The organism is Xanthomonas sp. WHRI 8393 (assembly GCF_040203315.1).
Lineage (GTDB): Bacteria > Pseudomonadota > Gammaproteobacteria > Xanthomonadales > Xanthomonadaceae > Xanthomonas > Xanthomonas arboricola.
Map to the genome: position 1 here is coordinate 270112 of NZ_JBEGGL010000001.1, position 11346 is coordinate 281457.

Below are 11346 nucleotides of genomic sequence, written 5' to 3' on the forward strand. Positions count from 1 at the left end.
CAGGGCTGCCTGTTACTGGCCTTGGCCTGATCTCAAACTAAGCTGAAGAGGCTCGCTTCTCCATCCCTCGTGTCGTACGCCACTAACGCCTCCTGGAAGGCATCAGCGCCGCAAACGAGGTCACCGTCACTGCTCCAGATGGCAGACCGGCCCGCTCCTATAAAGGTATCGGCGGGGCCTACACAGTTTGCCATCAATACAGTCATGGAATGCGTTTTTGCAATTGTCGGATAATGACTGTAGGCCGATGTCACGCCTCTCTCGGATTTGGCTACGCTTGCCAGGTACACGCCAGCACCTGACGCTGCAGCTTGTTCCGCATGGTTTGCCTGCAGTGACTCGTAGCAAATGGCAGGCGCCAGCACCTGATCCGCGTGTCTGAGCACAAGCTGCTCGGTACCGGCGGTGAAGAACGGGAACTCGTCGGGGTGTAACTGCTGTTTGGAATAGGTTGCGCGCTCCAGCCCCGGTTGGAAGCAGAGCATGCTGATTTCGGTGCCTTTTGCCCCCTTCGTGGGTACTCCAACGGCGATGAGCATGCCGTACCGGTCACTTGCCAGCTGAAATTGATCAAAGCGCTGATCAGCCGGCTGCACCGCCAGCGCCTGCGCCAATCCGGGTTCGTAACCAGTGAGGGAAAGCTCGGGAAAGACCAGCACATCCGCACCCTTGCTCGCCGCCAGGCGAATGACATCGAGGTGCTTACCGATGTTCTCTTCGACTTGGCCAGGCGTCGAAAGGATTTGCGCAGCTGTCAGCTTCATTGCCTGTCTCGTGTCCACGTGTTGGGGTTTGAGCGTAGCGGATTCCGAAAGGCAGGTAACCAGAGTGCGCTTGAAAAGCCCGGATATGCTGCTCGAACGCCTACACTTTCGAAAGCGAGACGTCTTGCCTGGATGCCTATCTTCAGCGCCGGTCAGGAGGATAGGTTAACCGTATGGTTACCGGTCTTCTCCAGCGTGCTTGGTTATAGATCAGGGTGCGCCGCACTGAAGCAGGGACTCATTTATTGAGCACCTTGGTTGTCCACACCTGGTCGTAATCGGCATTGTGTGACTTGGTGAATCCGTTGGCATCGCTGCGTCCATCGTCGACTTTCTGGCCATCCTTGTAGATCACGTAATGGCGCCCGCCGGCAGCCTGGTCGCCGTGGTAATGCAGCTGCATCCGGTACACCAGCCTGCTCTCTTCTACTGCTGGCGTCGCCTGCTGCCGTATAACGCTGCTGGCGATTTGCTGTATCTGCAACAGCGGTGTCGCCTGCTGCGGATGGGCCACGACCCAGCGCCTGAAATTGGACTGGTCCTGCGCTGACGCCTGCCCGGATGCTGGCCAGATGTAGAGAAACGTCGCTGGCGTATTGGGTGCTGTACTGACGGCCGGCATGTGCCACTCATAGACCTGGTGCGTACCGTCGGCTGTCGTCATCTCGAGCAGGCGGGCACTGCCTTGCGATGGATTGCGGTCGGCGCCCGATAGTTCACTGATCGGCGCCAGGCCGGAGCCCGGTACGGCGCCCGCCAGTGCCACTAGCAGGTCGCGCTGGTTTGTCACTTCCTGTTCGTTCAACGACAGCGAGCGCAGGTAGCGCGAACGCAGACTGAAACGGTAGCGCGTTTCCTGCAGGGTGAATTCCCCTTCGACCCTGGAGGCTTCGTGCCAGTCGTGTCCGGGTGCCAGATTGACGGTGCCGTGCATGACGCAAAACCCCTGCTGGGACTGTGCCGCTGGCGGGAAGGGCGATGCGCTGCTGGTGATCGAGGCCAGGATTTCCTTGGTGCGCCGTTCGGTGATGTCCTGCAGGCGGCTGATGGCCGTCTTCTGGAAACGAAAGGTGGTGCCATCGCGATGGGCGAAGCCGGTGACCTGTACGACATTCGGGTCGAGCGGCAACGTGTCTTCCGCGTGTGCGACGATGACCCTGCCATCGTCCTGTGCCAGCGTTTCCACCGGCTTGATCAGTTGGCGCACCTTGCCATCGCTGGCCGATGCTTGTGCGCTCAGCAGGCGCTGCGCATAGCTGGCCGCGTCCTCGCGGTAGGTATCGATGTCGCCCCAATAAAACTGCGCGGAACTCCCCAGAAAGTGCAGGGGCACATCGGTCGTCACGGCAAGACGCCCAATGCAGTAACTGGTCTTGACGGGATTGTCCGCCGACGGCAGCAACGATTTGTTGGTGGTGTTGGTTGTGCTGCAAGCGGCAAGCAACGCCATGGCAGCAAGCAGCGGTGCGCGCATCAAACGCGTGGCGGAACGTCTCAACGCAATTCCTTCAAAACAGCAATCGGCAATGATAGATGACGCCGGTCTACGTGGTGCGTCACCCCTAACAAGGTCTTCTGGCGCGTCCTGCTGCTATCAGCATCCACCGTACCGCCTGCGGGATCGAGCGAGCCGAACCCGCTCTGGTCGGTGCGGGCCACCGTAAACCGCACTTCACCGCTTGGCATCGGCTTTTATGTCGCGCGGTGGTCGATGGCGTGCCTGCCTCGATGCGCCTGCCACTGCAGGCGTGCGGCGCACCGGGGGGCTAGGCTTGCGATTACTTCTTTCGGTACACCCCGCCGAAGGAAACGTTCATTCCGCCGCATTCCAGGTTGTCGTCGGCCAGCAGCATGTCGCCCAGCAATTGCAGGCGCACCTTGCACGTGTCTTCGTTGACCTCGACGCGGTTGCCTTCCGGATAGCCGCGCGCGGTGACCGAGCCCGTGTGCGGACCGCCCGGCGTCTGTTCCGGGTCGGGAAAGGCGCTGGGCCAGTACGCATCGCCGTTGACGGTGATGCTGCCGTCTGGGTTGGTGGTCAATTGCAGCGTGTTGTCGCCGTTGTGCCAGTGGCCGTTCCACGCCTGCGGTGTGGGCGTGGCCGCGCTTGGCTGCATCTGCAGGCTCGACTGTGCGACCCAACCAGCATTGCCGCCTCCCTTGTTGGGATAGAGCACGCAAACGTAGGCATTGCGGCGCTGCGCCGTCAGGACGATATCGTTCTTGACCACGTAGGCGCGCCCCTGGCATGCGGCCCTGCCCGTGTCCGGGCAACCATCGGTGTCCTTGAGCAGGTACAGGCGCGGCGGGATGACCTTGCCGAGTGAGAACGCCACCGGCGCGCTGGTGAACAACCCATTGCGGCAGGTGGCATCGTCGTCGGCAGGCGCGGCGTGGACCAACGGCGAAACGCCCAACAGGGCAAGCATCCAGGCCTTGTGCATGGCTATCACTCCAAATGTGGCGCGGTAGTGTGCGGCAAACCGGACCGTCTTTCAGCAGGAAAGTGCCACCACACGCCACGCATGCCACAGCTGCGCTGACCACGTCCTGTTCCACGCCCGCGCGCAAGCGCGTGCCGCCGATTGCGGCATGGTGCGGCGTTGTGCATTCGCCCGCGGGCGGTGCGTACGTCTGAATCACTCAGTGGACGTGTATGAGCCTTCTTCACCTGGGCAGGCAGATGCTGTTGTCTCCAATCGAGAGGGAGTGGAGCATGAAACAGTCACTGTTGGTCCTGTCCATCGTCGCGGCGCTGGCGCTCGCTGGCTGCAAGCCGAATGCCGACAAGGAGGCCGCAGCGCCTGCCGCGTCCACCGAGCCGACGCCGACCGGTGGCGCGGCGACCCCGACCACGCCGCCTGTCGGCCAAGCCAGCCCGGCGCCTGAAGGCGCGGCGCGCGCGAGTTCCGGAGACGACATCGCCCTTGGCTTGCTCGGGGCGGTGGACAACCACGAGATCGCCGCAGCGAAGCAGGCGCAGGACAGGAAGGTCACCGGCGCGGTGCTGGACTACGCGAAGATGATGGAGAAAGAGCACACCGAGAACCTGGAAAAGACCAAGGCGCTGGGAACGCTGGCTGAAACCCCGGACGTCAAGAAGCTGGAGAGCAAGGGCGAGCAGGACCTGTCCACGCTGGGGCAGAAGTCCGGCAATGACTACGCGGCGGCCTACATCGATGCAATGATCGCCGGGCACAAGGACGCGCTGCAGCTGATCGAGACACAGATGATGACGGTGGCGTCGACCGAGCCGGTCAAGCAGCATCTGACCGAGACCAAGACGCACGTCGAGCAGCACCTGGCGAAGGCGGAAGCCATCAAGAAGGCGATGTGATCGCGGGCGTGGCAGATCGCCGGTCTGCCACGCCTGGTCTGCAAGCGGCGAATGAGCGCGACGTCGCCATTTTGAGCTTCAAGGACCTGCGCGGACGTCGATCAAACGTTCTCTGGCGATGCGGTCGAGCCCACGTCGCGTTGCCGCAAACGTGATGGCAACCGACCTTCTGCTCAGCGGCAACGATCGAAGGTTCTGACACCCGAGCAATACGAAGAACTCAGATAGACGATCTCATCGACTCCATCCTTGTCCAGGTCGACGACCTGGACGAAGCCGGCGTAGTCCTCCTTGACGATGTCGTCGTTGACGCTGACGTCTTGCCAAAGCCCTACGATCTCTCCGGCACGGCTCGGGCTCAGCCTCTGATCCTTTGCCGTTGCAATTGTGGCGGTGGCCAGCAGTGCCGCCATGACGTAGCTCCGCATCCTTGCTCTCCCTGCAGGTTGAGGCCATAGCCTACAACCCTTGGGAGTTGGCCAGCACTGCCTGAGCCCTCACCACTGCCGCGCTTGTTTGATTTTCGTCAATTCCACCGACACATGAAATTCGCAGTGGGGGTGCTTGACTGCATCGGTCAAGAATCGTTGCGGAGTTGCACATGAGTGCAGTCACGGTAGAAAGGGTCGACCAGGCCTTGAGTAGGCAGGGGTCGATCCGGACGGGAGTTGGACTGGTGCGTCGTGACCGAGCGCCGGTGGATCTGCGGGGTGGGTCGGCCCGCGTCGTCTCCTTTGTCACGGTGCGTGCGCGCGCCGTGGTCTGCTGAGGGGGCGCCATGCGGATCTGTGTTCTCAATAAGGCAACCGGCGAGCAGGCCGGGCTGGAGCAGCGCTGCAAGTCGGCGCGTGAGGCGGGCTTTGACCATGTGGTGCTCGCGCCGCCGTTTGCACGCGACGCCGAAGGCCGGCTGAGCGAGGTCGCCACCACCGGCGAGGAAGACGCGCAACGTCTGCGCGAGGTGGTGCAGGCCGCGCACCGGGCCGGCGTGAAGCTGCTGCTCGATGTGCGCCTGGATGAAGTGGGCGGTGCCAGCGCCGTGGTGCGCGACAACCCGCAGTGGTTCCGCGCACGCAGCACGGCGGTGCCGGACCCGCGCCAGCCGCGCGCCACGCCCGAAGTGGCCGAGGCACGCTTTACCTATGCGCAGGAAGGTGCGGCGCTGGTGGAGTGGTGGAGCGCGCGCTTGCTGGACTGGGCCTCGCAGGGCGTGGCCGGCTTCCGCCTGTTGCAGCCGCAGCAGGTGCCGGCGCAGCGCTGGCGCGAGCTGATCGCTCGCGTGCATGCGCAGGCTCCGGAGGTGGTGTTTGCGGCGTGGACGCCGGGCCTGGGCATCGAGGCCTTGCAGCAACTGGCCGGTGCCGGGTTCGACGTGGCGTTCTCCTCGCTCGCATGGTGGGACGGCCGCGGCAGCTGGTTCTTCGACGAAGACACGGCGCTGCGCGCGTTGGCGTCGCAGGTTGTCGCAGTGGTGGGCGCGCCCGATGGCAAACGTGCGGCCACTGCCGGGCAGCACTGGCAACTGGCGCAGGCACTGGGTGGTGCGTGGCTGCTGGACGAGACCCAGCTGGAGACAATGCCCTTGTCGATCAGGGCCCGCGATGGCGTGCCGCCGAGCAATGCCGGTTTGCGGTTGCGTCCGCTGCTGCGCGAGGGCACCGGCCTGACGGCGGTGGCGATCGAGCCGCTGGGCGGCTTGCCGTCACTGCTGTTGATCAATGGCGATGCCGATCATGTGGTGCCGGTCCCGGCGCCGGATCTGCTGCGCCTGCTCGGCGATGCCGAAGCACTGGTGGGCGAGGATGGCAGCACGCTCTCCGGCGCGACGCTGGAAGCATTGGAGCCGGGCGAGGTGCGGGTCTATCGCAGCGTGCCGGCACGGCACGTGCTGGCGGTGCCGCGCATGCGCCCGCGCCCGCAGACCGCGGCTGCCTGGCCGCGCGTGTGCATCGAGTCGGTGACCCCGTCGGTCGATAACGGCCGCTTCCCGGTCAAGCGCACCGTGGGCGACCGTATCTGCGTAGAAGCCGATGCGTTCTGCGATGGGCACGACCGCATCGCGGTGGCGGTGCTGTGGCGTCCGGCCGATGCCAAGACCTGGGCCAGCGCGCCGATGCGTGCGTTGGGCAACGATCGCTGGCGTGCAGAGTTCCCGCTGGAGCGCATCGGCACCTATGAGTTCCGGGTGGAAGGCTGGCGCGATGTGTTCGCCACCTTGCATGCGGATCTGGAAAAGAAGCGCGCCGCCAACACGGTGCTGCCGGTGGACGTGCAGGAAGCAGTGGCCGTGGTGCAGGCCGCGCATGCACGCAGCAGCGGTGCCTTGGCCGAGCGCCTGCAGGCCGTCCTCACCCGCATCGGCGCGCAGAGCGAGCCGCTGCAGCAGCTGGCGATCGTGCTGGAGCCGGACACCGCGCAGGCGATGGCAGCGGCCGACGACAAGCCGTTCCGCTCCGAGACGCCGGTGACCTTCCGGGTGGAATCCGAGCGGCGCGCGGCGCATTTTGCCAGCTGGTACGAATTGTTCCCGCGCTCGCAAAGCGGCGATCCGCAACAACACGGCACCTTCGACGATGTGATCAAACGGCTGGCGCATATCCGCGCGATGAACTTCGACGTGCTGTACATGCCACCGATCCACCCGATCGGCGCGAAGAACCGCAAGGGCCGCAACAACTCGGTCACCGCGGTCGATGGCGAGCCGGGCAGCCCGTATGCGATCGGCGCGGCCGATGGCGGCCACACCGAGGTGCATGCCGAGCTCGGCGGGCTTGAGGGCTTCCGCCGCTTGATCCAGGCCGCACGTGCGCATGGGCTGGAAGTGGCGCTGGACTTCGCCATCCAGTGCGCGCCGGATCACCCGTGGTTGAAGGACCACAAGGACTGGTTCACCTGGCGCGCGGATGGCTCGATTCCGTATGCGGAGAACCCGCCGAAGAAATACCAGGACATCGTCAACGTCGACTTCTACGCCAGCGGCGCGGTGCCGGATCTGTGGAACACGTTGCGCGATGCGGTGCTTTTCTGGGTCAACGAGGGCGTGACGCTATTCCGCGTCGACAACCCGCATACCAAGCCGTTCCCGTTCTGGGAGTGGTTGATTGCCGATATCCGCGGGCGCCGGCCGGATGTGGTGTTCCTGTCGGAGGCCTTCACCCGGCCGAAGATGATGTACCGCCTGGCCAAGTGCGGTTTCTCGCAGTCCTATACCTACTTCACCTGGCGCAACCACAAGCACGAGTTGCAGGAGTACGTGGAAGAGTTGAACCAGGGCGTGCCGCGCGAATGCTTCCGCCCGCATTTCTTCGTCAACACGCCGGACATCAATCCGCTGTTCCTGCAGACCAGTGGGCGCAACGGGCATCTGATCCGCGCCGCGCTGGCGACCACGCTGTCGGGGCTGTGGGGCATGTACCAGGGCTTCGAACTGTGCGAGGCCACGCCGCTGGCGCCGGGCAAGGAAGAGTATCTGGACTCAGAGAAGTTCCAGCTGCGCGCCTGGCCCGAGCGTGCGCCCGGCGACATCGTCGATGAGATCACCCGCTTCAATCAGCTGCGCCGCATGCACCCGGAGCTGCAGTCGCACCTGGGCACGCGCTTCTACCAGGCGCACAACGACCAGGTGTTGTACTTCGGCAAGTTCTTGGATGCCGGCTACCTGTCGCGCAGCCGCAGCATGGTGTTGGTGGCGATCAACCTGGACCCCAACGCTGCGCAGGATGCCGCGATCGAAGTCCCGCTGTGGGAGTTGGGCCTGCCCGATCACGCCAGCGTGGCAGTGGACGACCTGTGGGACGGCCATCGCTTCACATGGCAGGGAAAACAGCAACACATCCGTTTAGAGGCGACGCGGCCGTTCGCGTTATGGCGCATCCGCGCAGGAGAGGTCGCATGAATGCAGTCCCATCGTTACAAGCCGACGCGGAACAGTCCGCGGTGGTTGCAGACCAGCTTTGGTACAAGGACGCGATCATCTATCAGGTGCACGTCAAGTCGTTCTTCGACTCCAACGACGATGGCATCGGCGATTTTCCGGGGCTGATTTCCAAGCTGGATTACATCGCCGAACTCGGCGTGGACACCATCTGGCTGCTGCCGTTTTACCCCAGCCCGCGCCGCGACGACGGCTACGACATCGCCGAATACATGGCGGTGCATCCGGACTACGGCAGCATCGAAGACTTCGAGCAGCTGGTGGCGCAGGCGCATGCACGCGGCATCCGCATCGTCACCGAGCTGGTGATCAACCACACCTCCGATCAGCACCCGTGGTTCCAGCGCGCACGCAACGCGCCGGCCGGTTCGCCGGAGCGCGACTTCTATGTGTGGTCTGACACCGACCAGGAATACGAAGGCACGCGGATCATTTTCTGCGATACCGAAAAATCCAACTGGACCTGGGACCCGGTGGCCGGGCAGTACTTCTGGCATCGCTTCTATTCGCACCAGCCAGACCTGAACTTCGACAACCCCGCGGTGCTGGAAGCGGTGCTGGAAGTGATGCGCTTCTGGCTGGACCGCGGCGTGGACGGCCTGCGTCTGGATGCGGTGCCGTACCTGATCGAGCGCTCCGGCACCTCCAACGAGAACCTGCCGGAAACCCACGCGATCCTGCGCAAGATCCGGGCCACGCTGGATGCCGAGTACCCGGACCGCATGCTGCTGGCCGAGGCCAACATGTGGCCGGAAGACACCCAGCAGTATTTCGGCCAGAACGCCGACGAATGCCATATGGCGTTCCACTTCCCGCTGATGCCGCGCATGTACATGGCGATCGCACGCGAAGACCGCTTCCCGATCACCGACATCATGCGCCAGACCCCGGAGATTCCGGAGAGCTGCCAGTGGGCGATCTTCCTGCGCAACCACGATGAGTTGACGCTGGAAATGGTCACCGACTCGGAGCGCGATTACCTGTGGCAGACCTATGCCGCCGACCGCCGCGCACGCATCAATCTCGGCATCCGGCGCCGGTTGGCGCCGCTGCTGGAGCGCGACCGCCGCCGCATCGAGCTGATGACCTCCCTGTTGCTGACCATGCCCGGCACGCCGGTGCTGTACTACGGCGACGAGATCGGCATGGGCGACAACATCCATCTGGGCGACCGCGATGGCGTGCGCACGCCGATGCAGTGGTCGATTGACCGCAATGGCGGCTTCTCGCGCGCCGACCCGGCGCAGCTGGTGCTGCCGCCGGTGATGGACCCGTTGTACGGCTTCCAGGCAGTGAATGTGGAAGCGCAGATCCGCGACCAGCATTCGCTGCTGACCTGGACCCGCCGCGTGCTCAGCGTGCGCAAGCGCTACCAGGCCTTCGGCCGCGGCAGCCTGCGCTTTCTGTATCCGGGCAACCGCCGCATGCTGGCCTACCTGCGGTGCTACCAGGACGAGACGGTGCTGTGCGTGGCCAACCTGTCGCATACGCTGCAGGCGGTGGAGCTGGACCTGTCCGAGTTCGAGGGCCGCGTACCGGTGGACATCATCGGCGGCGGCAGCTTCCCGCCGGTCGGGCGGTTGACCTATCTGCTCACCGTGCCGCCGTTCGGCTTCTACGCATTCCAGCTGGTCAGCGAGGGCACCTTGCCGGACTGGCATGTGCCCAGCCCGGTGCCGTTGCCGGACTACCGCACGCTGGTGTTGCGCAGCGACACCGACGAGAGCAATGCGCTGCTGCCGCATCTGCCCACGCTGGAAGCGGAGATCCTGCCGGCCTGGTTGTCGGCGCGGCGCTGGTTCTCGGCCAAGGACCAGGCACTCAAGCACGTGCGCATCTCGCGCCGTACGCCGCTGCCGGGCGCCGAGCCAATGAGCCTGCTGGAGCTGGAAGTGGAGCTGGAAGACGGCCACCACGAGAGCTACATGCTGCCGGTCGGCATCGTGTGGGAGCGCGACCAGCCCAGCACCCTGGCCGAGCAGCTTGCGCTGGCGCGGGTGCGCCAGGGCCGCGAGGTGGGTTACCTCACCGATGCCTTCGCGCTCAAGCCGATGGTGCGCGGGGTGATCGACGCCTTGCGCGACAACGCCGCGCTGGAGTTCTGCGATGGCGACGATGCCTCGCAGCAGGGACAGGTGCGCTTCGAGGCGACACCGGCGCTGGCCACGCTGGAAATACCGCAGGATCCGGAGATCCGCTGGCTGTCGGCCGAGCAGAGCAATAGTTCGCTGGTGGTCGCCGACAAGGCGGTGTTCAAGCTGCTGCGGCACGTGGCCAACGGCGCCAACCCGGAGATCGAGATTGGCCGTCGCCTGACCGAGATGGGCTACGCCAACGCCGCGCCCTTGCTGGGCAGCGTCAGCCGTATCGATGCGCAGGGCACCATCACCACGATCGCACTGCTGCAGGGCTTCATCCGCAACCAGGGCGATGCCTGGCGGTGGACGCTGGACCATCTGGCACGCAGCTTCGACGAGTACGCCACCGCGCAGACCGACGAATCGCGTGCCGAAGCCATCGCCGGCTACGATGCCTTCGCTGCGGTGGTCGGCAAGCGCCTGGCCGAGTTGCACGAGGCCTTGTCGCGCGACACCGACGATGCCGACTTCGCCCCGCAGCGCATCGACCTGCCCACCGCCAACGATGTGGTGGCCGGCGTCGCACGCCAGGTCGAAGAGATGTGGGACACGGTCAATGCACGCCTGGCCGGCAGCGACGATGCAACCGAACGCGACGCGCTGCAGGCGGTGCTGGCCGAGCGCCCGCAGCTGGATGCCTTGCTCGCCCAGGCACCGAGCGTGCTGGCCGACTCCTTGCTGACCCGCGTGCACGGCGACTTCCACCTGGGCCAGATCCTGGTGGCCTTCGACGATGTGGTGCTGATCGACTTCGAAGGCGAGCCGGCCAAGCCGCTGTCCGAGCGGCGCGCCAAGGCCAGCCCGCTGCGCGATGTGGCCGGTTTCCTGCGCTCGCTCGATTACGCCAGCGAAGTGTCGGCGCGTGGCGAGGAAGGCACCGCCGCCCGTGCGGGCGTGGGCGTGGACACGCATCTGGACGAGCTCCTGGTGCAGTTCCGCCGCCGCTCCACACAGGCGTTTCTGGACGCGTACCATGCCGTGCTCGACGCCAGTACGCACCCGTGGATCGCACCGGCAGCGTTCAACGCGGCCACCTTGCTGTTCCTGGTGGAGAAGGCCTGTTACGAGGTGCGTTACGAGGCTGCCAACCGCCCCGGCTGGCTGATGGTGCCGATCGAGGGCTTGCGACGCATCCTGCACCGCGCGCGCGCTGGTGCGGGAGACACATGATGA

The 11346-nt window shown here is 64.9% G+C and carries 7 protein-coding genes; 3 read left to right on the forward strand and 4 right to left on the reverse strand.

The genetic code is table 11. From position 1 onward, the window contains the following. Positions 1–32: 32 nt before the first annotated feature. The 3 genes from ABQ137_RS01110 to ABQ137_RS01120 all read right to left on the reverse strand — a co-directional run bounded on the left by ABQ137_RS01110 (position 33) and on the right by ABQ137_RS01120 (position 3208). Positions 33–764: a carbon-nitrogen hydrolase family protein gene (locus tag ABQ137_RS01110; protein ID WP_349780981.1), complete on the reverse strand. Its 732-nt coding sequence runs from the start codon at positions 762–764 to the stop codon at positions 33–35. Between the two features lie 238 nt (positions 765–1002). Next, positions 1003–2238, reverse strand: a complete 1236-nt coding sequence (locus ABQ137_RS01115) for a hypothetical protein (RefSeq protein ID WP_349780982.1) — start codon at positions 2236–2238, stop codon at positions 1003–1005. 304 nt (positions 2239–2542) lie between these two features. Next, positions 2543–3208, reverse strand: a complete 666-nt coding sequence (locus ABQ137_RS01120) for a hypothetical protein (RefSeq protein WP_166771482.1) — start codon at positions 3206–3208, stop codon at positions 2543–2545. Positions 3209–3420: 212 nt separating this feature from the next. Between ABQ137_RS01120 and ABQ137_RS01125 the strand changes: the two genes are divergently transcribed. After that, the gene (locus tag ABQ137_RS01125) at positions 3421–4101 is read left to right on the forward strand and encodes a DUF4142 domain-containing protein (RefSeq protein WP_349780983.1); all 681 of its coding nucleotides are present in this window, start codon (positions 3421–3423) and stop codon (positions 4099–4101) included. Positions 4102–4274: 173 nt separating this feature from the next. Here ABQ137_RS01125 and ABQ137_RS01130 read toward each other — a convergent pair whose 3' ends face one another. Continuing rightward, entirely contained in the window at positions 4275–4514 is a 240-nt protein-coding gene (locus tag ABQ137_RS01130; RefSeq protein WP_146097051.1) for a hypothetical protein, read from the reverse strand. A gap of 365 nt (positions 4515–4879) precedes the next feature. On the opposite strand from ABQ137_RS01130, the gene ABQ137_RS01135 reads away from it, so the two are divergent. Both ABQ137_RS01135 and treS read left to right on the forward strand, forming a co-directional pair. After that, positions 4880–7996, forward strand: a complete 3117-nt coding sequence (locus tag ABQ137_RS01135; protein WP_349780984.1) for a maltotransferase domain-containing protein — start codon at positions 4880–4882, stop codon at positions 7994–7996. Next, positions 7993–11343, forward strand: a complete 3351-nt coding sequence (treS, locus tag ABQ137_RS01140; protein ID WP_349780985.1) for a maltose alpha-D-glucosyltransferase — start codon at positions 7993–7995, stop codon at positions 11341–11343. The genes ABQ137_RS01135 and treS overlap by 4 nt, the downstream gene beginning before the upstream one ends. The last annotated feature ends 3 nt before the right edge of the window (positions 11344–11346 follow it).

Bases quoted from the DNA above. Each gene is read 5' to 3' on its own strand.
- treS (WP_349780985.1), top strand. From the start codon at position 7,993: ATGAATGCAGTCCCATCGTTACAAGCCGACGCGGAACAGTCCGCGGTG.
- ABQ137_RS01120 (WP_166771482.1), bottom strand. From the start codon at position 3,208: ATGCACAAGGCCTGGATGCTTGCCCTGTTGGGCGTTTCGCCGTTGGTC.
- ABQ137_RS01130 (WP_146097051.1), bottom strand. From the start codon at position 4,514: ATGGCGGCACTGCTGGCCACCGCCACAATTGCAACGGCAAAGGATCAG.
- ABQ137_RS01125 (WP_349780983.1), top strand. From the start codon at position 3,421: ATGAGCCTTCTTCACCTGGGCAGGCAGATGCTGTTGTCTCCAATCGAG.
- ABQ137_RS01115 (WP_349780982.1), bottom strand. From the start codon at position 2,238: ATGCGCGCACCGCTGCTTGCTGCCATGGCGTTGCTTGCCGCTTGCAGC.
- ABQ137_RS01110 (WP_349780981.1), bottom strand. From the start codon at position 764: ATGAAGCTGACAGCTGCGCAAATCCTTTCGACGCCTGGCCAAGTCGAA.
- ABQ137_RS01135 (WP_349780984.1), top strand. From the start codon at position 4,880: ATGCGGATCTGTGTTCTCAATAAGGCAACCGGCGAGCAGGCCGGGCTG.